Consider the following 23955-nt stretch of genomic DNA (forward strand, 5'->3'; position numbering starts at 1 on the left):
TTCATATTCGCCGCCGTTTCGACACTTATTCCTTGCCTTGACGGCGCCGGCGCAGCCATACAAACAGCGCGATCAGCAGCAAGATACCCACGATGCCGCCCGGCAGCATGAACGGCCGCACGCGCGCCAGCAGCGGTTTTTCGCCGCCGCTGCGCGCCTGCGCCACATACGCGGGCGTCACCGACACGTCCGGGTTGCCATACTGTTTCAGCACGTAATTGGCGATCGAGGCGATCTGCTCGTCCGTCAACGGCTGCACGTAGGAGCGCTGGTCGAAACGGGGCATGAACGCTTCGTGCTCTTCCCCTTCGATCTTGCGCTCGACGCCAAACAGGATGGCCGAGACCAGGTTGGCCGGCGTGTTGCCGCCCGTCGCCGTGTTGTTGAACAGGGCCGGGTAGCTTTGCCCCGTGCTGCCGGCGCCGCTGGCCGAATGGCAGCTGGCGCAATAGCCGGAAAACAGCACGGCGCCGCTATTCAAGGAATGGCGCTCGGTGGCAGCGGTCATGCCGCGCAATACCGCTTCCTCGCTGGCGGCGCTGCCGTGGCTGAAGGCCGCCCTGGCCTGCCCCGGCGCACGCACGGGCGGCACCGTGCGCAGCCACGCGACGATGGCGGCCACGTCGTCGTCGCGCAAGAATTGCAGGCTGTTCTGGATGGCTTCGGCCATGCCGCCCGCCGCCTGCCCCTTGCCTTCCACGTGCCCCGTCTTCAGGTAAGCCGTGAGTTCCGCATCCGTCCACGCGCCGATGCCGCTGACCTTGTCGGACGTGATGTTGGGCGCATGCCAGGAACCGAGCGAGGCGCCCGCCAGGGTCTGGCTGCCGATTTCCGCCATCAGCGCGTTGCGCGGCGTATGGCAGGCGCTGCAGTGCGCCAGGCCTTCGGCCAGGTAGGCGCCGCGGTTGATCTGCGCGCTCTTCGCCGGATCGGGCACGAAGCGTTTATTGTCGAGGAACAAGGTATTCCAGCCCAGCATGGACAGGCGCACATTGAACGGGAATGGCAGGGCCGTCTGGCGCGCCGCTTCATCGACGGGCTGGACGGCCTGCATGAAGTAGTAATACAGGTCGCCCACGTCCGCGTCCGTCAGCTGCGCATAGCTGGTATAGGGCATGGCCGGGTACAGATGGCTGCCGTCGGCGCGCACGCCTTCGCGCAGGGCGCGGGCAAAGTCGGCCTCCGTGTAATGGCCGATGCCGCCCTTTTTCGATGGCGTGATATTCGTCGCATAAATCGTGCCCAGGGGCGAATCGATGGCGTAGCCGCCCGCATACGGCTTGCCGCCCGCTGCCGTATGGCAGGCCATGCAATCGGCCGCGATGGCCAGGTAGCGGCCCCGCTCCAGGCGTGCATCGGGCTTGGCGGCTGTGCTCGCGGCCGGCGCGGCCGGACGGTCCGGCGTCAGGGTGACGGGCGGCGCCGGCGGCACGGCGTGTGCGGCCAGCGGCAAGCCGGCCGCCAGGGTCAGGCCCAGCAAGAAGCGGCGCATCATGCCGCCTCCCTTGCCAGGGTGCGGGCGATGTCGTCGGCCGCGCGCAAGCCGAGCGCGGCCATGCTGAGGGTGGTGTTGACGACACTGGCCGACGGCATGGCGCCGCCGCCCGGCAGCCACAAATTGGCGTGGTCGTGGGCGCGGCAATTGCCGTCGACCACGGAGTCAAGACGGTTACTGCCCATGATGACGCCGCCCATGATGTGGTTGTTCGCGTTCAGGCTGTCGGTGATATGGAATTCCACGGCGCCGAACAGCTTGCCGATGTGTTCGAGCTGCGCATGCGCGGCCTTCGCGCCATCGCGCACGTAATCGCCCACGTCATAGTAGATGTCGGGACAGGCCAGGCCCAGCGGGTCCTTGCGCGTCTTGCTCAAGGTCAAGCGGTTGTGCGCTTCGGGCAAGGGTTCCAGGCTGATCGACAGGTCCACGCCGAACGCGGCGCGGCGGCGGATCTCGTCGTCGAGATCCTTGCCCACCAGGCCCAGCTTCAGCGATTGCTGCGTAGCAGGTCCGACCCGGGTGATATTGTTCAAGATCATCTTATTGGCCGAATACTGCGCGCGGAAGGCGCCGTCGCGCGGGCCCACCAGGCAGCTGCTTTGCGCGGGGCCACGGCCCGTCCAGATCGGCTCATTGGCCAGGAAGGTACAGTGGAAGCCGGAGTGGTCCATCATGTTGCGGCCCACTTGATCCGAACTGTTGGCGATGCCGTTCGGGTTGTTCCGGTTGGCCGCCAGGAGCAGCAAGCGGGGCGTTTCGATGCCGTTGCAGGCGATGACGAAGGCCTTGCCCGTCGCCATGTGCGACTGTTTCTTGGCGTCATACCAGTGCACGGCCGTCACGCGGTTGTTCTGGTCCGTGTCGATGCGGTAGACGACGGCCTCGGCCAGTACGCCAGCGCCCTTCAGCTCGGCCCGCTCCACATGGTGGATGCCGTTGTACATGGCGCCGATGGGGCAGATCGGCTGGCAATTATTGTTGCCGCAGCAGGTGGGACGGCCCTGCCACGGGCGCGTCGAGCGCCCTTGCGGGATCGGCACGGAACGGTAGCCGTGCGGGTTGACCACTTCGGCGAAGCGCTTGTCGCCATAGCCCCAGGGCACCATGTCCATCGGGTACGGCGCGCTGCGCTCGCTGGGCGACTGCAAGGCGGGATCGTTGGGACCGGCCACGCCCATTTCCTGCTCGGCGCGGCAATAGTAGGGTTCCAGTTCCTCATAGGAAATAGCCCAGTCGCGCCCGACGCCGTAATCGCTTTTCATGCGCATGTCGGACGGCAAATGGCGCCAGCACGACGCGGCCCAGTGCCAGGTCGTGCCGCCCACCGTGCGCAGATAGCCTTGCTGGAAACTGCTGCCGCTGGGGCCGGACAATTCCACATAGTTATTCTTCGGGAAATACAGGGGCGCGGGCGCATTGTCCGCCTGCGGATACAGGCCCTGGAAGTCGGAGCCGACGCGGTTCTCGAACGGCATGTTGCGCCAGTTTTCCACGGCTTGCCCCCGCTCGATGCGCAGGCCCGCTTCCAGCATGATCACGGAATGGCCTTGCGCGGCCAGCTGGTCGGCCATCATGGCACCGACGACACCCGTGCCGACGATGACGACATCGGCGACGACGTCGCCATTACTCTTGAATTGGGGGGATTTCATTTTGCTTGCTTGCCTTTCGGTTCGGGAGTGCCGGTGGTGGCCGGGGCCGGTACGGGTTTGGGCGCCACGGGCGCGGAGACGCGCACGGCCGGCGGCGCCTTCAGCCACCACAAGGGGCCGTAATTGCAATAGGTCGGCACGACCTGGCCATCGGCCACCGTGCGGTACATCAAGGCTTCCGCATACGCGACGACGATGGACTTCGTGCCCTGCTCAGCATGGCCGGCGACGGTGCCCGTGTACCAGGCGGCGACGATGGCCAGCGCCAGCTCGCGCAAAGCCGCATCGGCGGCGCTGGCGGCCGCCAGCAGCGCCTTGGCTTCCTGGCCCGTGACGAGCAGCGCGCCCAGCTGCGGCAAGCGCTCGGCGAAACCGGGCACGTTCGTGCGCATGGCTTGCTCGATGCGCGCCGCCGTCGCGGCGGACAGGTCGCGGTGGCCCGTGATGGTTTGCGACAAGCTGTAGAACAGCATGGTGGCGGGCGCCAGCCCGGTCGCCGGAGCACTGGCCGGCGCCTGCATGGCGGCCGACAGGGGATTGCTCCAGAAACCGGCCTGCGCCAGCAAGGCGGCCAGGCCGATCAGGGCGTGGCGGCGGCTGATGCGGGGAAGGGATGAAACGGATGTTGCAGATGGTTCGCTGCCTGGATAGTTCATGAGACTCCCGCAAGACTTGTTGTTTTGTTGACTTCGATGATTGCGTTACATTGCATTTGCGCATATGGAACCGGTTCCATATTATCCTACAGAAGTAAATTGTCTGCCAATGTAGTATTACTATTGAGGATTTTCCTTGTGCAATGCTGGCGTTTCGCGCAGGCAAAATGCCAGTCCCGGCTGGCTCCCCAGACGGTAATGGAAATCGAGCACGCTGCCGCCGGCCAGGGCCGGCTTGCCCGGCAAAGGCAGCGGGAGGTTCAGGCTGCAATCATGGTCGCCCAGGACGATGTCGCCATGCACGCGGATGCGCGTCAGCAAGCGCGGTGCCTGCTCCAGCACCTCGGGCAAGCGGATGCTGGCGGCCGGCAAGCGGTCGCCCAGTTCCCCCTGCCAGGCGCGCAAAGCGTCACCATCGAGGGCAAATATGCGGCCCCAGTCCGTGCACGGCGCATCCGGCGCGCACCGGTCCAGACCCAGGTGCACGGTGACGGCTGCCGGCAGCAGCGCCGCCGCGGGCGCCTGCGCGTGCAGATTGCGCAGGATGGCCACCTGCGGCTCCTTGCCCAGCGCCGTATTCATGGTTTCGCTGACGATCACGTCCGGCATTGCGCCGGCAGGAATGCGCCAGGCGGCCGCGTCGGCGCAAAGGTAGTCCGTCACATGGCCGTCCAGACCCAGGGCCGCAATCAGCTCGCGCGCATACGCCAGGGTCTCGGCATGCACGTCGAGGATGGCAAACCGCACCAAGTCCGCATCCAGCACGGCCATCACGGGCAGGGCCAGCAAGGCAAACGGGCCGCAGCCCGCATACAGCACGCGCACGGGCCGTCCGCCGCTCGCGTCCAGGCGCTCGCGCACGGCCAGCGCCAGGCCCTGGATGAAGGCGGCGCTGCGGTACGGCTCGCGCGCGCACAGCCCCGCCTGCACGGGCGAGATGGCCCAGCCGCTGGGCAGGAAACTTTCGCCATCGCGCAAGCCGTCCGGCCCGTCCATGGACAGACGCGAGTGGCGTTCCACCAGCTGGCGCAGCCGCACCGTGTCGCCGACCAGGCTGGCCAGGGAACGCCGCGGATCGCACACGGCGGCCGCGATGGCGGCCAGTTCCACGCGCGCGGGATTCACGCGCGACGCCACGGGCAAGGCAGGAGACGGACAAAATGCATGGCGGCTTCCTTGAAATGATTGCAAGTACGGGGAAAAATTGGCAGCATAGCAAACAAATACACACCTGCGCATTTTCCGCCATCCGCAACGATCTACCGGAGCACCGATGCACGCCTTGCCGCTTTCCCCGCCCTACCAGTTGCGCGTCCAGCGCGACGACGACGATGGCTTTGCCGCCGCCCTGTACAGTTCCACGCGCGACGACTTGCGCCGTATGCCGGCCGAGCCCGCCGTCATCGAACAGCTGATCGCCATGCAGCAGCGCATGCAAAGCCACGGCTATCGGCAGGCGTATCCGCGCGCAGCGTATCTGGTGCTGCAGCACGGCGACATCCCCATCGGCCGCCTGATCCTGGACCGCCAGGGCGACGTGCTGCACCTGGTCGACATCGCCATCCTGCCCGCCGCGCAAGGCCAGGGCGCCGGCAGCGCCGTACTGCGCGGCCTGCAGGCGCAAGCGGGCGCGGAGCACTGCCGGATCCACCTTGCCGTCAACAAGAGCAATACCGCTGCGCGCGCGCTGTACCAGCGGCTGGGCTTTCTCCTGCGGGGGGAAAACGACGTCCAGGAACAACTGGAATGGAGCGCGCCATAGTGCCGGCGCCGACGCCGCCTAGCACCTGGCTGCGGCTGCCGCTGCACTTTGACGTGGCGCGCCTGCAGCGCGACAGCGACCAGTTCGCCGCCGGCGAGTGGATCAGCCATTTCAATACGGGCGCCTACGACACCGGCTGGAGCTGCGTGCCGCTGCGCTCGCCCGGCGGGGCAACGGACCACATCATGCCCGTCGATGGCGCCGCCTATGCCGGCACGCCGCAACTGGCGCGCTGCCCCGGCCTGCGCGAGGTGCTCGCCAGCTTTGCCTGCGAGATCAACTCTGCGCGCCTGCTGGCGCTGGCGCCGGGCGCCCTCATCCGCGCGCACCGCGACGCCGGCACGTCGCTGGCCGATGGCTTGATCCGCATCCACATCCCCATCCACACCTCGCCGCAGGTGCTGTTCACCATCGATGGCGAGACCGTGCATTTCACGGCCGGACACGCCTGGTACATGGATGCCAGCTGCCTGCACGCCGTGCACAACCAGGGAAGCGCGCCGCGCATCCACCTCGTGCTCGACTGCGTCACCAATGCCTGGCTGGAAGCGCTGTTTGCCGCCGCCGGCTTCGTGCCGAAGGCGATCCATAAATATGGCGACCCCGGCATCCACGACGGCAATGTGCGGGCCATCATCGCCCAGCTGCGATTGTCGCCCTCGCCTGCCAGCCTGGCGCTGGCCAGGGAATTGGCCGCGCTGGCCGACGGGAGCGCACCGTGAACGCTGTGGCGGGCCTGGCCCAGCAGGAACGCCTGCTGGCCAGGGGCGAGGCGGTGGCATGGCACGAGGGCATGGACTTGCGCGCCTGGTATCCGCTGTACGTGGAACGCGGCGATGCGCCGGCGGATGCCGCCATATGCTGGCGCGACCTGGGGGAAACGGTCTTCAGCGACGCCTTTTTTGTCAATACGCTGGCGCGCCAGCCGCCTGAGGAGCGCCGCGTCTGCCGCACGCCGCTGGCGGCGCTGGCGGCGCTTCGCGATGGCCTGGCGCCCGATGCCTTCATCTTCCACGTCTCGCGCTGCGGCTCAACCTTGCTGAGCCAGCTGCTGGCGTGCTTGCCGCAATGCATAGTCATGTCCGAGCCGCCCGTCGTCGACTCGCTGCTGCGCCTGTATCACGACGGTGCGGACCCGGCCGCCAGCCTTGCCCTGCTGCGCCAGGCCATCCTGGCCCTGGGCCAGCGCCGCTCCGGCGACGAGACGCATTTCTTCATCAAGTTCGATTGCTGGCACATCCACAGCCTGGACCTGCTGCGGCAGGCGTTTCCCGGCACGCCCTGCCTGTTCGTCTACCGCGAACCGCTGGCCGTGCTGGCCTCGCACCAGCGCCAGCGCGGCCCGCAAATGGTGCCCGGCATGCTGCACCCGGCCCAGCTGCCGCTGCCCGCGCACCAGCTGGCGCCGGGCGATCTCGATGGCTATACGGGCCTGGTGCTGGCCAGCCTGTTCGATGCCGCGCTGCCGTACGCCGCCGCGGGCCAACTGCAGCTCATTAACTACAGTCAATTGCCTGGCATCGTATTGGACGAGCTACTCCCCCGCTTCCGCATCGCCACCACCGCAGGACAGCTGCAAGCGATGCGCGAACGCGGCGGCGTGCATGCGAAATATGGCACGGTATTCCAGGGTGACGCACCGCCGCATGCGGCAAGCAGCCTGTCTGGCATGGCGGAGCAGATACAAACCGGCTATCAGGCGCTGGAAGCGCTGCGCACAGGAAATTGAAGCTATACCAGCGTGCCATCAGCGCGCGCCGTGAAAAACAAAAAAGCCCGGCGGAAGGACCGGGCTTTTTGTGTGGCGGCTGTTGCGCAGCACTGAGCGGCAGTGGCTCAGCCTAGAAAAACTCCTTAACCGCGTTGCGTGCGCCGGCGGCGTGCCATCAAACCCATCAGCCCCAGGCCGGCAGCCAGCATGGCATAGGTCGATGGTTCCGGCACGGCCGTGACCGATACGTTATCGAGTGCCGCACCCCACACACTGTTTTTGTTATTGCCTTGGAAATACAGGGTGCTGTTGGCAGCAGTAGCAATAAAGCTGAAGCCTTCGGTAACCCATCCCATGTTCGCAGGCGACCGCCCTGTACTGTCAAACGTGAAGCTGTGCACGCCGGTGACGCCCACATCCACCAGTTTGAGACTGCCGCCACCTTCGGCATTGCCGGCAAGGCTGAAACTGACGTTGTACTGCTGCCCGACCACGGTGCCGAAGGACTGGGAAATACGTCCGCCAGAACTGCCATTCAAATCCAGGCTGTAGTTTCCCTCCGCATGCTTCCAGTATTGATTGACGATATCGACGCTGCCACTGTCCACGTTCCAGGCACCCAGACGCGCACCGCTGTTTATCTGTGTGAAGGGGCCGCTAAACGTGCTCGATTCGAAGCCGCCATTGCTCAACAAGTTAGCGTGCGCCATAGGCGCAACCAGAATCAGTGCAGCCACACCGGCCAATGCAGTCAACTTACGCATAATCCAATATCCCTTTTATTTTATTCAAGAAATTTATTTTTCTCGAAGACATCAGCTTAAGACCTAAAAATTAAAAAATCAATAATATTCTTAAGTTAATAACAAATAATTAGCCAAGATCAGGCTGCCCTCTCATCGGGGATCTGGCGAGCAGGAAATTGAAACTGATGGGGATGACCACAAAATGATGTGCCATGCACAACCGAGCAGACCCTGAAACGCAAAAAGCCCAACCGGTGAAGGCTGGGCTTTTTGCTACTACATGTTCTGGCTCCCCGACCTGGACTCGAACCAGGGACCTGCGGATTAACAGTCCGTCGCTCTACCAACTGAGCTATCAGGGAAAAGAGGCCGCATTCTATAGCGCAAATTTTCAGTTGTCCAGATTTACGCGAAAAAATTTATGCGCGGCGCCTCTCAGCCCGGATTTTCCTGCGGATGATAGTCGAACACGAGTACGCGGCCCAGCCATGGCTTAAGCAGCTCGACAAAAGCCTGGTGCGCGGCATGGGTCAGATACGCATCACGCGCGCCCGTATGGGCAAAACTCAAGCTGAAGCAATCGGTAAAGCCGTCATCGAGGCCTTCCGGGCTGACGTTCGGCCCCCATTCGAATTGCAGCACGCCGGGAATGCGGTTTTTAAGCTGGGAAAATTCATAGACCAGCTCGGCATGCTTGGCCGGTGTGATGTCCTCAAGAAAATCACACAGGACGATATGGCGCAGGGGAATGGAACAGGTCATGGTGGCAACTCTCCTATGGGGTTGCATTCAGGATAGCGCAAAACGGGAAAAGACACAGGCCGCGGCCCGCCATGGCGCCACTGCGGACGCGCTGCAGATGTTTTTTATATGCAACATGTTATTCGGATAATATCCTACATGGACACTCCATACCTGCAAGCAACCATTCATACCAGCCCATGACAAAAAACAGCATACTGGCCGTGTTATTCATCGCCTTGATCCCATTTTATGCATGTAAAGCACAACCCGTTCCGCGTGCCATCGACGCGCTGCTGACTCCCGATATTGGCGGGATAAAGCAGTTTGTGGAAATCAAAACAGATGACTCCAACAAGCCTGCTCTTCTCTTTTTATCGGGCGGGCCGGGAAGTTCGATGATGAAGAATGCGGATGCGTTTACCGCCATCCTGAAAAAGAGATTTACGATTGTGCAATGGGACCAGCGCGATGCGGGAAAAACCCTGAAACTGAATCCATCGCCAAGCCAGCCTTCCGTCGCGCAGATGGAACAGGACACGTACCAGGTCATCACGTTTCTACAAAAAGAGCTCAAGCAGGAAAAAATATACTTGCTGGGCAGTTCCTGGGGCAACGTCCTGGGCTTTTATATCGTCAAGCATCATCCGGAACTGCTGCATGCCTATTTCGCTTCCAATCCTGTCGTGAGCCAGCTGGAAAGCGAGAAAGAATTGCTGAAAACCTTGAAAGTGCATTTCAAGGACAATGCCGTCGCCAGCCAGGAACTGGACAGCGTCAGTTTCCCGTTTGCAAGTGACGAAAGCATGTTTTATTTAAGGAAATGGCTTTTTTACAAGGATGGCAAGGAATTTGCCACGAGCGAAGGCTTCAAGACGGGTTTTCTTCAATGGTCGAAAACCTGGTCGCCCGTCTGGAACGAGGTCATGAACATCGATCTGCCCAGGACCTTGAAGAGCGTTGACTGCCCCGTGTATTTCTTCGTCGGCAAAAACGATATCCAGACCTCGACCAGGATCACGCAAGCGTATTTTGAGACATTGAAGGCGCCAAAGAAGGGGCTGTTTTTCTTTGACCATTCCGGGCATCAAATTCACCAGGATGAACCGGTGCAATTTCAGGAAGCCATCATCAAGACATTGGATGCGGCGCCGAAGTCCTGATACGACGCCCCGTCACGGGACGCCAATCCCGGAAGCGGACAGGCTGGCCTGACCGCCGGCAATGCTGGCGGCGGCCTTGCGGATCAGCGTCGCCACCGCATGGGCTTGCGAAATGTAAATGGCATGGCTGCCGGCGACTTCGACCGCCTTCGAGCCCGCGCGTTCGGACATCTCGCGTTGCATCGCCGGCGCAATCATCTTGTCCTCGGTCGCGACCAGGTACCAGCTGGGCTTGCTCCTCCACGCTGGAGCGCTGACCACGCCGGTCAGCGCGGCCACTCCCCAGGGCACTTGCGATGCCGCCATGAAGCGGGCCTTGTCCCTGGGCACATCGGCAGCGAAGGCGGTCGCAAACTTTTTCTGGTCGAGCAACAGGAAGCCATCGTGCGAGGGCAAGATCGGCGGCACCGGCGCGCCAGGCGGGGCATTCTTCAGCAAGGAATCGACAGACTCGCCTTGATCCGGCACAAACGCCGCGATGTAGACCAATGCCTTGACCTTGGGATCGTTCCCCGCTTGCGTGACCACGGCGCCGCCATACGAATGACCGACAAGGACCACGGGCCCCGGCGACGCGGCGATGACCCGCACGGTCGCGGCCACATCGTCCGCCAGCGATAGCGTTGGGTTTTGCACAATAGCAACGTGGCAACCCTCGTCATGCAGCGCCCGGTAAACGCCTTCCCAACCCGCCCCATCGACAAAACCGCCATGCACGAGCACGATCGTTGCCGACCCAACACTTGTGACCTCATCCATTTCAGCCCCTCCAGGAAGTTGAAGGCGATGACAGGCCTGCCGGCGCCTTGTCGCCTCCAGCATAGCGCCGGGCTCCGGGCGGCCTATGCGCTGGATCAAGAGTGATGACACGGATGCCTCATGCAGGCCCTGAAACGCAAAAAGCCCAACCGTAATGGCTGGGCTTTTCGATACTGCTGATGTTCTGGCTCCCCGACCTGGACTCGAACCAGGGACCTGCGGATTAACAGTCCGTCGCTCTACCAACTGAGCTATCAGGGAAAAGAGGCCGTATTATATAGGGCAAGCAAGCACATGTCCAGATTCCCATGGGAAATTCTTATGCCGGCCATGACGCCTGCGCCGGCGGCGCAAAAACAAAAAAGGCCACATTTTTCAACGTGGCCTTCCGAATTCTGGCTCCCCGACCTGGACTCGAACCAGGGACCTGCGGATTAACAGTCCGTCGCTCTACCAACTGAGCTATCAGGGAAAAGAGGCAATATTATATGTCGCTTGTTCCATATTTGCAAGACTGATACTGCATCCTGGCAAACACGGCCATCGCCGACCTTCTACTGCCATCAGCGCCGCACTTGCATGCAGCGCCGAAGAAGCAAGATCTTAAAGCACTTTGGCGATCGCGTCAATAACGATGTCGATGTTGCGCGAATTCAATGCTGCCACGCAGATACGGCCCGTGTCGACGGCGTAGATCGATTGCTCGCGCAGCGATGCCACCTGCTCCTTGGTGAGACCGGAGTACGAGAACATGCCGATTTGCTGGCGCACGAATTCGAAGTCGTGGCCCGGCGCCTTGGCTTTCAGCTTTTCCACGAAGGCATTGCGCATTTCGCGGATGCGCACGCGCATGCCGGCCAGTTCCTCTTCCCACAGCTGGCGCAGTTCCGGCGTGGCCAGGACGGTGGCGACCACCTTGCCGCCATGCGTAGGCGGGTTCGAGTAGTTGGTGCGCACGACGCGCTTCAGCTGCGACAGCAGGCGTGCCGCTTCATCGGCGCTCGAGGCGACGACGCTCAGGGCGCCCACGCGCTCGCCGTACAGCGAGAACGATTTCGAGAACGAGTTCGACACCAGCAGCGGGCCGCCCGCGTCGGCAAAGCGGCGCACCACGGCGCCGTCTTCGGCGATGCCGTTGGCGAAACCTTGATAGGCCATGTCCAGGAACGGCACCAGGCCGCGCGACGTGACGACGGCAATGATCTGGTCCCACTGGGCCACGCTCAGGTCGGCGCCGGTCGGGTTATGGCAGCAGGCGTGCAGCACGACGATGGAGCCGGCTGGCATGGCGTTCAGGCTGGCCAGCATGCCGTCGAAGTTCACGCCATGGGTGGCGGCATCGTAGTAGGTGTAGTTATTCACGACGAAACCGGCGTTCTCGAACAGCGCGCGGTGGTTTTCCCAGCTTGGGTCGCTGATGTAGACCTGGGCACCCGGCGCGAAGCGCTGCAGGAAGTCGGCACCGATCTTCAGTGCGCCCGTGCCGCCGATGGCTTGCACGGTGACGGCGCGGCGCTCTTGAATTACGGCGCTGTCGGCGCCAAATACGAGTTCTTGCACCGCCTTGTCGTAGGCAGCCAGGCCTTCGATCGGCAGATAGGTGCGTGGGGCGGCCTGTTCGATCAGGATGGCTTCCGCCTTGCGTACGCAAGCTAACAGAGGCACCTTGCCGTTGTCGTCATAATAGACGCCAACGCCCAGATTGATTTTGGCGGGATTCTGGTCCGCGTTAAATGCTTCGGTGATGCCCAGGATCGGGTCGCGTGGGGCCATCTCGATGGCGCTAAACAGACTGGCAGAAACAGTTGGGTTCGTCATGATAAGATTGGATTCGATTGGAAGCAGGTTCACAGCGGAGTTGTAGACAGCGCCCCAAAATACAACGCCAGGGCCGCCAGCAGAGCACTATTCTAACAAAGGTCTGATTCACATGCCCGAATTATCTACCGCCAGCGAGGCGGAAAGCGCAATTATCTCTTTCCCGGACTCCCCCTTCAAGCTGCACCAGCCCTTCCCTCCGGCCGGCGATCAGCCCACGGCAATCGCCCAGCTGTCCGAGGGGATTGCCGACGGCCTGGCCTTCCAGACCCTGCTGGGCGTGACCGGTTCGGGCAAGACCTACACCATGGCCAACGTCATCGCGCGCATGGGCCGGCCCGCCATCGTCTTCGCGCCCAACAAGACCTTGGCGGCGCAGCTGTACAGCGAGTTCCGCGACTTTTTCCCGCAGAACGCCGTCGAATACTTCGTCAGCTACTACGATTACTACCAGCCCGAAGCCTACGTGCCGCAGCGCGACCTGTTCATCGAAAAGGACTCGTCGATCAACGAGCATATCGAACAGATGCGGCTGTCGTGCACCAAGTCGCTGATGGAGCGGCGCGACGTCATCATCGTCGCCACCGTCTCGGCCATCTACGGTATCGGTAATCCGAACGAGTACCACCAGATGATATTGACCCTGCGCGTGAAGGACAGGGTCGCGCAGCGCGACGTCATCGCGCGCCTGATCCAGATGCAGTACACGCGCAACGAGGTCGATTTCGGCCGCGGCACCTTCCGCGTGCGCGGCGACACCATCGACATCTTCCCCGCCGAGCATGCGGAGCTGGCCGTGCGCCTGGAGATGTTCGACGACGAGATCGAATCGATCCAGCTGTTCGACCCGCTGACGGGCCGCGTACGGCAAAAGATCCCCCGCTTCACCGTGTATCCGGGCTCGCACTACGTCACGCCCCGCTCCACCGTGCTGCGCGCCGTCGAGACCATCAAGGACGAGCTGCGCGAGCGCCTCGAGTTCTTCCGCAAGGAGAATAAACTGATCGAAGAGCAGCGGCTGGAACAGCGCACGCGCTTCGACCTGGAAATGATGGCGGAGATCGGTTTCACCAAGGGCATCGAGAACTACTCGCGCCATCTGAGCGGCGCGCTGCCGGGCGAACCGCCGCCGACCCTGGTCGATTATCTGCCGCCCGACGCCCTGATGTTCCTCGACGAGTCGCACGTGCTGACGGGCCAGCTGAGCGCCATGTACAACGGCGACCGCTCGCGCAAGACGAATTTGGTCGACTACGGCTTCCGCCTGCCGTCGGCGCTCGACAACCGGCCCTTGAAATTCGAGGAATTCGAACAGAAGATGCGCCAGACCGTGTTCGTCTCCGCCACCCCGGCCGAATACGAAAAGAACCATTCGGACCAGGTGGTCGAACAGGTCGTGCGCCCGACCGGCCTGGTCGACCCGCAGATCATCGTGCGCCCCGCCAGCAGCCAGGTGGACGACCTGATGTCGGAAATCGTCGAGCGCATCAAGAAGGACGAGCGCGTGCTGGTGACCACGCTCACCAAGCGCATGTCCGAGCAATTGACGGAATACCTGGGCGACCATGGCATCAAGGTGCGCTACCTGCACAGCGATATCGAAACGGTGGAGCGCGTGGAAATCCTGCGCGACCTGCGCCTGGGCACCTTCGACGTGCTGGTGGGGATCAACCTGCTGCGTGAGGGCCTGGACTTGCCGGAAGTGTCGCTGGTCGCCATCCTCGACGCGGACAAGGAAGGCTTCTTGCGCTCCGAACGCAGCCTGATCCAGACCATCGGCCGCGCCGCGCGTAACCTGAACGGCACGGCGATCCTGTACGGCGACCGCATCACGGACTCCATGCGCCGCGCCATCGACGAGACGGAACGCCGCCGCGCCAAGCAGATCGCTTTCAATACGGCCAACAACATCGTGCCGATCGGCGTGAAGAAATCGATCCGCGAAATGATCGACGGCGTCTACAGCCCGCAGGAAGCGCGCGAGACCCTGCAGGTGGCGCAGGAAGCGGCGAAGTTCGAAGCGATGAGCGAGAAGCAGGTCAGCAAGGAAATCAAGCGCCTGGAAAAACTGATGGTCGACCACGCCAAGAACCTCGAGTTCGAAAAAGCGGCGCAGGTGCGCGACCAGCTGCACATCCTCAAGCAGCAGCTGTTCGGCGCGCCCGGCACCGACAATGTGGCGTCGATACTGGGCAAATAAACGGCTGGCCGGACCCGGGCCGGGCCTTGGCCCGCCTACGGCGCCGGCAGCGAATAATCGATGTCGTAGAAATGCTGGCCATTCTCAATGCGGATGGCCAAGGTGCCGCTGATGCCCGTCAGCTGTCCCGTGCCGGAATGCGGCACGATCACGATGGACAGCTGCTGCTGGCCATCGGCCATGGTGCCCGCATGCTGCGCGACGAAACTGCCCTCTTTTCCCTGCAGCACGCCCGTGATGGCTTCCATGGCGACATAGCCGGCCGCGCCCTTGGTGTCGGTCACGGCGCTGAGCATCTCGCCCTTGGCCGTGGCGACCAGATCGCCGGCATAGACTTTGTCGAGCAGTACCTTGCCCAAGGTCGTGCGCCCCGCGCGCTGCGCCGCCGCGGACGGCGTCATGGTGATGCTAAAACTTCCCGTAGCGTGCACATGCATGCGATGATCCCCCTCTGTAGACGAAGCGGCGCCGGCTGGCGCCACCGATAGACAACATGCGGCCAGCACCAGGCCCGCCAGGCTGCGTGATTTCATGATTCCCTTTCCATCGATGCGAGAGTACCAGCTTAAGGCCGCGCAGGAGACAAATATTGGATAAAGCCGACAGCACGACAAATCTGCTCAAGGCACCTGGGCAGGCGCCGAAAGGCATCGTCGACCCGCAGGCGGCGGCGCGCAGGATACGCCTGGCGACCTACCCGCCGGCGGCCGCGCTGGCGCCGTTCGTCGAGTATTTCTGGGTGGTGGAATGGGACAGGCGGGGCTGCGCGCCGGAGACGCAGCGCGTGCTGCCGTATCCGAACGCCCACCTGGTGTTCGACCTTGGGAGCACCGCCATCCATGGCGTGGTGCGCGGCGCCTTCGACCGGCCTTTGCTTGGCGCCGGCAAGGTATTGGGCGTGCGTTTCGCGCCGGGCGGCCTGCGCCCGTTCATCACCCAGCCGCTGTCCACCTTCACCGGCACGACCATCGCCGCCGATGGACTGCTGGGCATGCCGGCCGCGCAAGCCGAGGCGCTGGTGCTGGCGCAAACCGGCGATGCTGCCATGGTGGCGCAGGCGCAGGCACTGCTGCTGGCCAGGCTGCCGCAGGTCGATGAGACCGCCCTGCTGGCCGCCAGACTGACTGCCGCCGTGGCGGCCCACCACGGCCCGGCGAACGTGGCGCAGCTGTGCGCAAAAATGGCCATCGGCGAACGCCGGCTGCAGCGCCTGTTCAGCGATTACGTGGGCGTGCCGCCGAAATGGGTGATCCAGCGCTACCGCCTGCAGGAAGCGATCTGGCGCCTGGCGCAGCCCGATGCGCCCGACCTGGCCAGCCTGGCGCAGGAACTGGGCTTCTTCGACCAGGCCCATTTCAGCCGCAGTTTTACGGAACTGGTGGGCAGCACGCCGCTCGACTATCGCCGCTCGCAGCTGCCCATGCCCGCCTAAGCGGCCGCCTTCGCGTCGTCCATGTAGGCGCGGATGATGCTGGCGAAATCCGCATCGGCCGTCAAGCCCAGCGCTTCGGCCCGTGCCGTATCCCAGGCCCCGGGCCAGCTCTTGACGATGCGCTCGACGGCCGGATCGGGCGCATAGCCGATGCGGGCAACGACGTCCGCGCCGGCCACTTCTTCCAACGCGGCGATCATCTCGCCCACGCTCACGCTCAAGCCCGGCAAGTTCACCGTGCGGCTGGCGCCAAACATCTCGCCCGCCAGTTCGTGGCCGGCGATCAGCGAGGCGATGGCGCCGCGCGGCGACAGCAGCCACAATCGCAAATCGGTGGCCACGGGGCAGACGGCCGCCTCGCCATTCAACGGTTCGCGGATGATGCCGCTGGCGAAGGACGACGCCGCCTTGTTCGGCTTACCGGGACGCACGCTGATGGTGGGCAGGCGCAGCACGCGGCCATCGACAAAGCCGCGGCGGCTGTAGTCATTGAGCAGCAATTCGCCGATGGCCTTTTGCGCGCCGTACGACGATTGCGGGTTCAGCGCGGTGGTGTCCTGCACCACGTCCGGCAGCTTGCCGCCATAGACGGCCACGGAGCTGGTAAACACGACCTTCGGCTTGTGCCCCAGTTCGCGGCAGATATCGAGCAGCAAACGCGAGGCATCGAGATTGATGCGCATGCCCAGTTCGAAATCGGCTTCCGCCTGGCCGCTGACGATGGCGGCCAGGTGGAAGATCGACGCGGTCTGCGCATCGAGGATGGCGCGCATCAAGGCACCGTCGGCAATGTCGCCCGTGACGACCTTGACGCGCGCATCGTTGAAGTCATGCGCAGCCACCACATCGACCAATACCAGCTCGCTGATCGTCTGCAACTGGCCGTGGCTGTCCGTCAGCCGGCCTTGCGCCAGCAACTGGCGCGCCAGGCGCTGCCCCAGGAAACCGGCGCCGCCGGTAATCAGTACTTTCATCTTCATGCTCCTTGTGTGTTGTTGTGTGCGGCGAGCCAGCCCAGGCCATCCTCGGTGCGCCCGCGCGGACGGTATTCACAGCCGATCCAGCCCTCGTAGCCCAGGTCATCGAGCAGTCTGAATAAATACGGATAATTGACTTCGCCATCGTCCGGTTCGTTACGGGCGGGGACGCTGGCGATCTGCACGTGGCCAATGCCGTCGAAGTTATTCTTGAACGTCATGGCGATATCGCCCTCGACGATCTGCGTGTGATAAAAATCCATCTGCACCTTGACGTTGGGCGCGCCCGACTCCAGGCGCAGCGCATGGCCCTGCGCCTGCGTGACGAGGAAGTAGCCGGGCATGTCGCGCCCATTGATCGGTTCGATCAGGAGCTCGATGCCATGCTCGCCCACGGCTTTCGCCGCGTACCGCAGGTTGGCCAGGTAGGTGGCGCGGTGCAGATTGACGTCGGCACCCACGGGCAGCAGCCCCGCCATCATGTGCACGCGCGGGGTGCCCAGCGCCAGCGCATACTCGATGGCGCGCGCCACGCCGGCACGGAATTCCGCTTCGCGGCCCGGCAGCGAGGCGAGGCCCCGCTCACCGGCCGCCCAGTCGCCCGGCGGCAGGTTGAACAGCACGTTCCGCAGCTTGTTTTCGCGCAGCCAGCCGGCCACTTCCTGCGGCGCGTAATCGTAGGGGAACAGAAATTCGACGCCCTGGAAACCCGCTTGCGCGGCGGCGGCAAAGCGCTGCGGGAAAGGCACTTCATTGAACATCATGGTCAGGTTGGCGGCAAAACGGGGCATGCGTGTCTCCTTGAATTCTATAGTTCGAGTTTGAATGTCTGCTTCAGGTCCGCGATCTGCGCCGCATCGAGCGGGCGCGTGGGCACGTCGCGCAGCAGCAGGAACAGCTTGGCCGTCTCTTCCAGTTCCTCGGCCGCATACACGGCCGCTTCCAGGCTGGTGCCCGACACGACGGGACCGTGATTGGCCAGCAGCACAGCCGAGTGCTTGCGCGCCATGGCGCCGATCGCGCCCGCCAGCGCCGGGTCGCCCGGACGGTGATACGGCACCAGGGGCAAGCGCCCCACCTTCATCACAAAGTATGGTGTCAGCGGCGGGATGCAGTCGTCATGGTTCAAGCCGCACATGCATGACACGGCGGCCGAATGGGTCGAATGCAGATGCACGATGGCGCCCGCGCTGCTCCGCTCTGCGTACATGGCGCGGTGCAGGAACGCCTCCTTGGACGGCGGCGCCCCGCTGATCAGCTTGCCGTTCCAATCGAGCTTGGACAGCTGCGCGGGATCGAGCCGGCCCAGGCTGGCGTTGGTCGGCGTCAGCAGCCAGCCGTCGGACAGGCGCACGCTCAGGTTGCCGCTGCTGCCGGCCGTCAAGCCCCGTTCGAACAGCGACTTGCCGAAGTCGACGATCAGCTCGCGCTGGCGCGATTCGGTGGCGCTCATGCCAGCACCTGCCAGGCCTTGCTGAAGAAATCGGCCGTGCCGAAATTGCCGGACTTGAGGGCCAGCGCCAACGGCGCCCTGCCATCGTCGCCCGGCGCGGGCAAGGCTTGCGTCCACGGCACGCCGGGGTCGATTTCGGGGCCGATGCGCAAGCCCGCCACGCCCAGCGCCTTCACCACGGCGCCCGAGGTTTCGCCGCCGGCGACGATCAGCTGGCCCACGCCGAGGCGCACCAGACCCTGCGCGATGGCGGCCAGGGTTTCCTCGACGAGGGCGCCGGCACGCTCCACGCCCAGCTGCGCCTGCACGGCGCGCACGGCGTCCGGCGTGGCCGTGGCATAGATCAAAATGGGACCTTGCGCCAGGTGCTGATTCGCCCAGGCCAGCGCCTGCGCTACGACGGCATCGACCACCTCGCCGCCCGCGGCCAGCTGCAAAGGGTCGACGTGGAAGGACGGCGCCAGTTCGCGCAGGTGCGCCACCTGCTGCTGCGTGGCCACGGAGCAGCTGCCCGAGATCACGGCGCGCAATCCGGACGCCGGCGGCAAGCGCCCTGCCTGGCCCGCAGGCGATGGCGACAACTGGCCCCGCTGGCGGAAGTTCTGCGGCAGGCCCAGCGCGATGCCGGAACCGCCCGTGATCAGTTTCAAGTCCGCGCAAGCGGCGCCGATGGCTTCCAGGTCGCGGTTCGAGACGGCATCGACGACGGCGAAATGGCAGCCCTGGCCGCGCAAGTCCGTGAAGCGCTGGGCGATGGCGGCCGCGCCCTTCTCCACCACACTGTAATCGGCCAGGCCCACCTTGGCCTGCACCTGCTGCTGCAGCACGCGCACCAGATTCGAATCCGTCATCGGCGTCAGGGGATGGTCGCGCATGCCCGACTCGGCCAGCGGCACGTCGCCGACGAACAGGTTGCCCTTGTAGATGGTGCGGCCATTCGCGGGAAACGCCGGGCAGGCGATCGTGAAGTCCGTGTCCAGCGCCCGCATCAGCGCTTCGGCCACGGGGCCGATATTGCCGCGCGGCGTGGAGTCGAACGTGGAGCAGTACTTGAAGTAGAACTGGCGGCATCCGGCTTGCTGCAGCCAGGCCAGCGCGGCCAGCGATTCGGCCACCGCCTCTTCCGGCGCATTCGTGCGCGACTTGAGGGCGATGACGACGGCGTCGACATCGGCCGGCGGCGGACCTTGCGGCACGCCGATCAGCTGCACCGTGCGCATGCCGGCCTTGACCAGCATGCCGGCCAGGTCGGTGCCGCCCGTGAAATCGTCGGCGATACATCCCAGTAATACAGTCATCATGGTTCCTTTTTGATTCAGTTACGCTTGCGCCGGCAGATCGATACCGGGGAAAGTTTTAATCACGGCAGCATCGTCCTCGCCGCCAAAGCCAGCGGCCGACGCCTGCATGAACATCTGGTGCGCCGTGGCCGACAGGGGCAGTGGAAAGACGCTCTTTTTCGCGTAATCGAGCACGATGCCGAGGTCTTTCACGAAAATGTTCACGCTTGATAACGGCGTGTAGTCGCCCTTCAAAATGTGTGGCACACGGTTCTGGAACATCCAGGAACTGCCGGCGCTGTTCGAAATGACGTCGTACAGCGCATCCGGATCGCAGCCGGCGCGCAAGCCCAGCGCCATCGCTTCGGCGGCGGCGGCGATGTGCACGCCGGCCAGCAGCTGGTTGATCATCTTGACTTTCGAGCCCTGCCCCGGCTGTTCGCCCAGGCGGTACAGCTTTGCACTGATGGCGTCGAAAATGCCGGCGCAGGCGTCGAACGCCTCGGGCGCACCGGCCGCCATCACGGACATCTCGCCGGCTTGCGCCTTGGCCGCGCCGCCGGAAATGGGTGCGTCGATGAAGCGCAGTCCCATGGCCGCCAGGCGCGCACCGAGCGCTTCGGCAAATTCGGGCGCCACGGTGGCGCAGGCGATGATGACGCTGCCCGGCGCCAGGGCGCTGGCCGCGCCATGCTCACCAAACAGCACGGCTTCCGTCTGCTGCGCATTGACGACGACGATCAGCAAGGCCTGCACCTGCGCCGCCAGCGCGGCCGGCGATTGCGCCGCATGGGCGCCCTTGTCGACCAGCGTTTGCACGGTTTCCGGGCGCACGTCGCAGGCATGTACTTCAAAGCCCGCGCGCAGCAACGATTGCGCGATGCCCATGCCCATGGCGCCCAGGCCGATCACGCCCACTTTTTTCATTTCCACGTTCATCTGCTACTCCAGTCTTATTTGTTCACCAGCTTGGCCGGCACCCGCATGATGATGAGCGCGCCGATCACCAGGATGCCGGCCAGCAGGTAGATGGCGATGTCGGTCGATTGCGTCAGATCCTTGATGGAACCGATCATGTACGGCGCCGCGAAGCCGGCCAGGTTGCCCACCGAATTGATGGCGGCGATGCCCGCGGCGGCCGAGACGCCGCCGAGGAAAGCCGTCGGCAGGCTCCAGAACATGGGCGAAGCAGCCAGGATGCCGCCGGCGGCGATCGTCAGGAAGAAGATGGCCCAGCCCGTGTTGTGGGCGCCGGCCAGCGCGCTGCAGACGATGGCGGCGGCGCCGACCACCAGCGGGATGGCCATGTGCCAGCGGCGTTCGCGGTATTTGTCCGAGCTGCGGCCCAGCAGGATCATCGACGCCACGGCCACCGAGTACGGAATCGCCGTGAACAGGCCGATATTGAGCACGCCCGTCACGCCGGCCGCCTTGATCAGGCTGGGCAGCCAGAAGGTCAGCGAATACTGGCCCATCACGCAGCAGAAATAAATCAGGGCCATGACCCAGATGCGCGGGTCGGCGAACATGGCGCGGATCGACGGGTGCGATACCTTGCCCTGGGCTTCCGTGGCGATACGCTGCTCGAGGATGACTTTTTCGTCTTCCGTCAGCCACTTCGCGGCGCGGATGCTGTTGTCCAGGTACAGCAGCACGGCCACGCCCATCAGCGCTGCGGGAATCGCTTCGAGCACGAACATCCACTGCCAGCCCGCATAGCCGTGCCAGCCGGCGAAGGTTTCCATGATCCAGCCCGACAGGGGGCCGCCGATCAGGCCCGCCACGGGAATGGCGGCCATGAAGGTGCACACCATGCGCGCGCGGCGCTCGGACGGGTACCAGTAGGTCAAATAGAGAATGATGCCGGGGAAGAAGCCCGCCTCGGCGATGCCGAGCAGGAAGCGCATGACGTAGAACTGGGTCGGCGTGGTGACGAACATGAAGGCGCCCGAGATGATGGCCCAGGTGATCATGATGCGGGCGATCCACACGCGCGCGCCGATCTTGTGCAGCATCACGTTGCTGGGCACTTCGAACAGGAAGTAGCCGAGGAAGAACACGCCCGCGCCCAGGCCGTACACGGTTTCGGAAAACTGCAGGTCGGCCAGCATTTGCAGCTTGGCGAAGCCCACGTTCACACGGTCGAGGTAAGCGACGATGTAGCACAGCATCAGGAAGGGGATGATGCGCCAGGTCACCTTGCGGTAGACGGCGTCGTCGATGGTTTTCTGGCCTGCGGCGGCGCCGGCCGGCTGCCCGGGCAATGCTTGTGTTACGTCCATGCTTGTCTCCTGATCGCTGGGGGATCGACCGTGCCGGGTTTTTATGGTCCACCGGAGGTGGCTGGCAACTTGTCTAAAATTTGTATGGATGTATATTATGTGTGTGTTTTATGTGTGTCAAGCTGTATATTCCATATAATGGCAAGCAGGCAAGCCCGCATAAAAAACCGCTAGCACAAGGATGTCCCCGATGGACCGCACGTTCAGCTTTACCCTTCCCCCGCCGGAGCCCGCCGCGGGCAGCTTCACCACCGGCACCCTGGGTGCGCGGGTGGCGGCACGGCTGCGCCAGCAAATTCACCACGATGGCCTGGCCGGCGGCACGCGTTTGCCGTCGGAACAAGCCATGGCCAGCCACTTCGGCGTCAGCCGCACGGTGCTGCGCGAAGCCATCGCCCTGCTGCAGGCGGACGGCATCGTCGCCACGCGCAAGGGCAGCGGCACGTTCGTGTGCGCGCAGGACGGCGCGAAGACGGGCGAACGGGGCGACGAGCTGACGGAGCAGTCCGTGCAGTCGCTGCTGAACCTGATCGAGGTGCGCCAGGGACTGGAAGCGGAAATCGCCGCGCTGGCGGCCGTGCGGCGCACGCCGGGCCAGCTGGCCGACATCGAGCACGCGCTGCGCCGCATCGAGGAAGCCGTGGCGGCCGGCGTCGATGGCGTGGAAGAAGACGTGCGCCTGCACCTGAGCATCGCCGAAGCGACGGGCAACCCCTATTGGCCGAAATTCGTCGCCATGTTCGCCGACCCGATCCGCTCGGCCGTGAAGGTCACGCGCGCGAATGAAGCGCGGCGCACGGACTTTTCCATCGAAGTGCGGCGCGAACATGAAAAGATCGTGCAGGCGATCGCCGACGGCGACCCGCAGCGGGCGCGCCAGGCGGCCATGGAGCACATGCAGCACGCGGCCGAGCGCGTGCGCCTGGCCGACCGCGAATTCTGGCGCGGCGACGGCGGCGCGCTGGCGCGCACGCTGGGGCGCGATCCCATCATGCAGAAATAAGGTCTGCTTCAGGGATAGCTGGGCCGGCGCATGCGGAACAGGCTGTCTGGAGTGATTTCAAAATAATCGGCCGGACCGCCGCCGCGCAATATCGGCGCGGCGGCCGCCGTGTCGTACACGCCATCGGTCAACAGATGGCGCGCGATGTGCACGCCCACCACTTCCCCCAGCACCAGCCAGCTGCCGACGCCATCCCCATTGAGTCCTTGCAGTTCGATGATCTGCGTGCGCCGGCATTCGAAGGAGACGGGGCTTTCGGCCACGCGCGGCACATCCACGATGCGCGAGGCGGCCGGCGTCAGGCCGGCCAGCGCGAATTCATCGACCTCGGGCGGCGCCGGCGCGCAGCTGGCGTTCATGGCCCCGGCCAGCGGACGCGTGGCCAGGTTCCAGACGAATTCGCCCGTCTCTTCGATATTGCGCAAGGTATCCTTGCGGCCGATGCTGGAAAAACCGATCAGCGGCGGCGTGTAATTGAAGGCGTTGAAAAAGCTGTACGGCGCCAGGTTCAGCACGCCCGCGCTGCCGCGCGTGGCGATCCAGCCGATCGGACGCGGCCCCACGATGGCATTAAAGGGATCGTGCGGCAGGCCATGGCCCTGCGCAGGCTCATAAAAATGGATGGGATCGGCCATGCGGATTCCTGAAGTGAAGGGCGCCGGGGATCGGGCACCGGGAACGACAGCTTACTGGAATTGCCGCCGCCGCGTTGCCAGCCCGCCGGCGCGCCAGGTGCGCTCGCGCACGCAGCGCGACAATTGTATGGCGCGCCGCACCACGCCTCGCTTATGATGGGCCAACTCAACCCTTATCATTCCGTTA

The 23955-nt window shown here is 64.1% G+C and carries 23 protein-coding genes and 3 tRNA genes; 7 read left to right on the forward strand and 19 right to left on the reverse strand.

The window, feature by feature from the left end; translation table 11 throughout:
- Nucleotides 1-25 precede the first annotated feature (25 nt).
- The 4 genes from AC07VH_RS10120 to AC07VH_RS10135 form a co-directional block, all read right to left on the reverse strand.
- Nucleotides 26-1495 carry a c-type cytochrome gene (locus AC07VH_RS10120; protein WP_494787377.1) on the reverse strand — a complete coding sequence of 490 codons (1470 nt, stop codon included), beginning with the start codon at nucleotides 1493-1495 and terminating at the stop codon, nucleotides 26-28.
- Nucleotides 1492-3150, reverse strand: coding sequence for a GMC family oxidoreductase (locus AC07VH_RS10125; RefSeq protein ID WP_494787378.1), 1659 nt, complete (start codon nucleotides 3148-3150; stop codon nucleotides 1492-1494). The genes AC07VH_RS10120 and AC07VH_RS10125 overlap by 4 nt, the downstream gene beginning before the upstream one ends.
- Nucleotides 3147-3806 carry a sugar dehydrogenase complex small subunit gene (locus AC07VH_RS10130; protein ID WP_489630275.1) on the reverse strand — a complete coding sequence of 220 codons (660 nt, stop codon included), beginning with the start codon at nucleotides 3804-3806 and terminating at the stop codon, nucleotides 3147-3149. The genes AC07VH_RS10125 and AC07VH_RS10130 overlap by 4 nt, the downstream gene beginning before the upstream one ends.
- A 120-nt stretch (nucleotides 3807-3926) precedes the next feature.
- A complete protein-coding gene (locus tag AC07VH_RS10135; protein ID WP_494787379.1) occupies nucleotides 3927-4931 on the reverse strand; it encodes an SAM-dependent methyltransferase in 1005 nt (334 codons plus the stop codon).
- 148 nt (nucleotides 4932-5079) lie between these two features.
- On the opposite strand from AC07VH_RS10135, the gene AC07VH_RS10140 reads away from it, so the two are divergent.
- Genes AC07VH_RS10140 through AC07VH_RS10150 form a run of 3 tightly spaced genes read left to right on the forward strand, consistent with a single transcriptional unit; the run spans nucleotide 5080 to nucleotide 7297 of the window.
- Entirely contained in the window at nucleotides 5080-5568 is a 489-nt protein-coding gene (locus tag AC07VH_RS10140) for a GNAT family N-acetyltransferase (protein ID WP_494787380.1), read from the forward strand.
- A complete protein-coding gene (locus tag AC07VH_RS10145; protein WP_494787381.1) occupies nucleotides 5553-6290 on the forward strand; it encodes an aspartyl/asparaginyl beta-hydroxylase domain-containing protein in 738 nt (245 codons plus the stop codon). Before AC07VH_RS10140 ends, AC07VH_RS10145 begins: the two co-directional genes overlap by 16 nt.
- Nucleotides 6287-7297, forward strand: a complete 1011-nt coding sequence (locus AC07VH_RS10150; protein ID WP_494787382.1) for a sulfotransferase — start codon at nucleotides 6287-6289, stop codon at nucleotides 7295-7297. The genes AC07VH_RS10145 and AC07VH_RS10150 overlap by 4 nt, the downstream gene beginning before the upstream one ends.
- 125 nt (nucleotides 7298-7422) lie before the next feature.
- Here the strand turns inward: AC07VH_RS10150 and AC07VH_RS10155 are convergent, their stop codons facing one another.
- From AC07VH_RS10155 to AC07VH_RS10165, 3 genes are all read right to left on the reverse strand, one after another.
- Nucleotides 7423-8043 carry a choice-of-anchor C family protein gene (locus AC07VH_RS10155; RefSeq protein WP_475415443.1) on the reverse strand — a complete coding sequence of 207 codons (621 nt, stop codon included), beginning with the start codon at nucleotides 8041-8043 and terminating at the stop codon, nucleotides 7423-7425.
- Between the two features lie 268 nt (nucleotides 8044-8311).
- Nucleotides 8312-8387, reverse strand: a tRNA-Asn gene (locus AC07VH_RS10160).
- Between the two features lie 73 nt (nucleotides 8388-8460).
- Nucleotides 8461-8787, reverse strand: coding sequence for a Dabb family protein (locus AC07VH_RS10165; protein ID WP_494787383.1), 327 nt, complete (start codon nucleotides 8785-8787; stop codon nucleotides 8461-8463).
- A gap of 203 nt (nucleotides 8788-8990) precedes the next feature.
- Here AC07VH_RS10165 and AC07VH_RS10170 point away from each other — a divergent pair, with 203 nt between their 5' ends.
- Nucleotides 8991-9929 (forward strand): alpha/beta fold hydrolase, encoded by a 939-nt coding sequence (locus AC07VH_RS10170; RefSeq protein ID WP_494787384.1) that lies wholly within the window; start codon nucleotides 8991-8993, stop codon nucleotides 9927-9929.
- Nucleotides 9930-9941: 12 nt separating this feature from the next.
- Here the strand turns inward: AC07VH_RS10170 and AC07VH_RS10175 are convergent, their stop codons facing one another.
- The 4 genes from AC07VH_RS10175 to AC07VH_RS10190 form a co-directional block, all read right to left on the reverse strand.
- Complete coding sequence (locus AC07VH_RS10175; RefSeq protein ID WP_494787385.1) at nucleotides 9942-10688, reverse strand: alpha/beta hydrolase; 747 nt, start codon at nucleotides 10686-10688, stop codon at nucleotides 9942-9944.
- 185 nt (nucleotides 10689-10873) lie between these two features.
- Nucleotides 10874-10949, reverse strand: a tRNA-Asn gene (locus AC07VH_RS10180).
- A 135-nt stretch (nucleotides 10950-11084) separates the two neighbouring features.
- Nucleotides 11085-11160: transfer RNA gene (locus AC07VH_RS10185), tRNA-Asn, on the reverse strand.
- A gap of 131 nt (nucleotides 11161-11291) precedes the next feature.
- The gene (locus AC07VH_RS10190; RefSeq protein WP_172404865.1) at nucleotides 11292-12506 is read right to left on the reverse strand and encodes an amino acid aminotransferase; all 1215 of its coding nucleotides are present in this window, start codon (nucleotides 12504-12506) and stop codon (nucleotides 11292-11294) included.
- Nucleotides 12507-12618: 112 nt separating this feature from the next.
- On the opposite strand from AC07VH_RS10190, the gene uvrB reads away from it, so the two are divergent.
- A complete protein-coding gene (uvrB, locus tag AC07VH_RS10195) occupies nucleotides 12619-14706 on the forward strand; it encodes an excinuclease ABC subunit UvrB (RefSeq protein WP_494787386.1) in 2088 nt (695 codons plus the stop codon).
- A gap of 35 nt (nucleotides 14707-14741) precedes the next feature.
- On the opposite strand, the gene AC07VH_RS10200 is transcribed toward uvrB, so the two are convergent.
- Entirely contained in the window at nucleotides 14742-15239 is a 498-nt protein-coding gene (locus AC07VH_RS10200) for a DUF3224 domain-containing protein (RefSeq protein WP_494787387.1), read from the reverse strand.
- Nucleotides 15240-15295: 56 nt separating this feature from the next.
- Between AC07VH_RS10200 and AC07VH_RS10205 the strand changes: the two genes are divergently transcribed.
- Nucleotides 15296-16138 (forward strand): DUF6597 domain-containing transcriptional factor, encoded by an 843-nt coding sequence (locus AC07VH_RS10205; protein ID WP_494787388.1) that lies wholly within the window; start codon nucleotides 15296-15298, stop codon nucleotides 16136-16138.
- Here the strand turns inward: AC07VH_RS10205 and denD are convergent.
- From denD to AC07VH_RS10235, 6 genes are read right to left on the reverse strand one after another with little or no spacing between them, the layout of a single operon-like run.
- On the reverse strand, nucleotides 16135-17112 hold the full coding sequence (gene denD, locus AC07VH_RS10210) for a D-erythronate dehydrogenase (protein WP_494787389.1): 978 nt from the start codon (nucleotides 17110-17112) through the stop codon (nucleotides 16135-16137). The two genes, AC07VH_RS10205 and denD, sit on opposite strands and share 4 nt — an antisense overlap.
- Before the next feature lie 2 nt (nucleotides 17113-17114).
- Entirely contained in the window at nucleotides 17115-17906 is a 792-nt protein-coding gene (gene otnI, locus AC07VH_RS10215; protein WP_494787390.1) for a 2-oxo-tetronate isomerase, read from the reverse strand.
- Nucleotides 17907-17923: 17 nt separating this feature from the next.
- Nucleotides 17924-18568: a 3-oxo-tetronate 4-phosphate decarboxylase gene (gene otnC / locus AC07VH_RS10220; RefSeq protein ID WP_494787391.1), complete on the reverse strand. Its 645-nt coding sequence runs from the start codon at nucleotides 18566-18568 to the stop codon at nucleotides 17924-17926.
- Nucleotides 18565-19866 (reverse strand): 3-oxo-tetronate kinase, encoded by a 1302-nt coding sequence (gene otnK, locus AC07VH_RS10225; protein ID WP_494787431.1) that lies wholly within the window; start codon nucleotides 19864-19866, stop codon nucleotides 18565-18567. The genes otnC and otnK overlap by 4 nt, the downstream gene beginning before the upstream one ends.
- Before the next feature lie 21 nt (nucleotides 19867-19887).
- Nucleotides 19888-20787 carry an L-threonate dehydrogenase gene (ltnD, locus tag AC07VH_RS10230; protein WP_494787392.1) on the reverse strand — a complete coding sequence of 300 codons (900 nt, stop codon included), beginning with the start codon at nucleotides 20785-20787 and terminating at the stop codon, nucleotides 19888-19890.
- A gap of 14 nt (nucleotides 20788-20801) precedes the next feature.
- Nucleotides 20802-22130, reverse strand: coding sequence for an MFS transporter (locus AC07VH_RS10235; protein ID WP_475415452.1), 1329 nt, complete (start codon nucleotides 22128-22130; stop codon nucleotides 20802-20804).
- Nucleotides 22131-22320: 190 nt separating this feature from the next.
- Between AC07VH_RS10235 and AC07VH_RS10240 the strand changes: the two genes are divergently transcribed.
- Complete coding sequence (locus AC07VH_RS10240) at nucleotides 22321-23133, forward strand: FadR/GntR family transcriptional regulator (protein WP_475415453.1); 813 nt, start codon at nucleotides 22321-22323, stop codon at nucleotides 23131-23133.
- An 8-nt stretch (nucleotides 23134-23141) separates the two neighbouring features.
- Here AC07VH_RS10240 and AC07VH_RS10245 read toward each other — a convergent pair whose 3' ends face one another.
- Entirely contained in the window at nucleotides 23142-23768 is a 627-nt protein-coding gene (locus tag AC07VH_RS10245; RefSeq protein WP_494787393.1) for a flavin reductase family protein, read from the reverse strand.
- Nucleotides 23769-23955: the final 187 nt, after the last annotated feature.

The sequence above is a fragment of the Janthinobacterium sp. GW821-FHT03C10 genome (assembly GCF_059420865.1).

Bases quoted from the DNA above. Each gene is read 5' to 3' on its own strand.
- AC07VH_RS10125 (WP_494787378.1), bottom strand. From the start codon at position 3,150: ATGAAATCCCCCCAATTCAAGAGTAATGGCGACGTCGTCGCCGATGTC.
- AC07VH_RS10200 (WP_494787387.1), bottom strand. From the start codon at position 15,239: ATGAAATCACGCAGCCTGGCGGGCCTGGTGCTGGCCGCATGTTGTCTA.
- ltnD (WP_494787392.1), bottom strand. From the start codon at position 20,787: ATGAACGTGGAAATGAAAAAAGTGGGCGTGATCGGCCTGGGCGCCATG.
- otnI (WP_494787390.1), bottom strand. From the start codon at position 17,906: ATGCCCCGTTTTGCCGCCAACCTGACCATGATGTTCAATGAAGTGCCT.
- AC07VH_RS10120 (WP_494787377.1), bottom strand. From the start codon at position 1,495: ATGATGCGCCGCTTCTTGCTGGGCCTGACCCTGGCGGCCGGCTTGCCG.
- AC07VH_RS10145 (WP_494787381.1), top strand. From the start codon at position 5,553: ATGGAGCGCGCCATAGTGCCGGCGCCGACGCCGCCTAGCACCTGGCTG.
- AC07VH_RS10130 (WP_489630275.1), bottom strand. From the start codon at position 3,806: ATGAACTATCCAGGCAGCGAACCATCTGCAACATCCGTTTCATCCCTT.
- AC07VH_RS10140 (WP_494787380.1), top strand. From the start codon at position 5,080: ATGCACGCCTTGCCGCTTTCCCCGCCCTACCAGTTGCGCGTCCAGCGC.
- AC07VH_RS10175 (WP_494787385.1), bottom strand. From the start codon at position 10,688: ATGGATGAGGTCACAAGTGTTGGGTCGGCAACGATCGTGCTCGTGCAT.
- AC07VH_RS10240 (WP_475415453.1), top strand. From the start codon at position 22,321: ATGGACCGCACGTTCAGCTTTACCCTTCCCCCGCCGGAGCCCGCCGCG.
- AC07VH_RS10235 (WP_475415452.1), bottom strand. From the start codon at position 22,130: ATGGACGTAACACAAGCATTGCCCGGGCAGCCGGCCGGCGCCGCCGCA.
- AC07VH_RS10165 (WP_494787383.1), bottom strand. From the start codon at position 8,787: ATGACCTGTTCCATTCCCCTGCGCCATATCGTCCTGTGTGATTTTCTT.
- AC07VH_RS10155 (WP_475415443.1), bottom strand. From the start codon at position 8,043: ATGCGTAAGTTGACTGCATTGGCCGGTGTGGCTGCACTGATTCTGGTT.
- denD (WP_494787389.1), bottom strand. From the start codon at position 17,112: ATGAAAGTACTGATTACCGGCGGCGCCGGTTTCCTGGGGCAGCGCCTG.
- AC07VH_RS10245 (WP_494787393.1), bottom strand. From the start codon at position 23,768: ATGGCCGATCCCATCCATTTTTATGAGCCTGCGCAGGGCCATGGCCTG.
- uvrB (WP_494787386.1), top strand. From the start codon at position 12,619: ATGCCCGAATTATCTACCGCCAGCGAGGCGGAAAGCGCAATTATCTCT.
- AC07VH_RS10190 (WP_172404865.1), bottom strand. From the start codon at position 12,506: ATGACGAACCCAACTGTTTCTGCCAGTCTGTTTAGCGCCATCGAGATG.
- otnK (WP_494787431.1), bottom strand. From the start codon at position 19,866: ATGACTGTATTACTGGGATGTATCGCCGACGATTTCACGGGCGGCACC.
- otnC (WP_494787391.1), bottom strand. From the start codon at position 18,568: ATGAGCGCCACCGAATCGCGCCAGCGCGAGCTGATCGTCGACTTCGGC.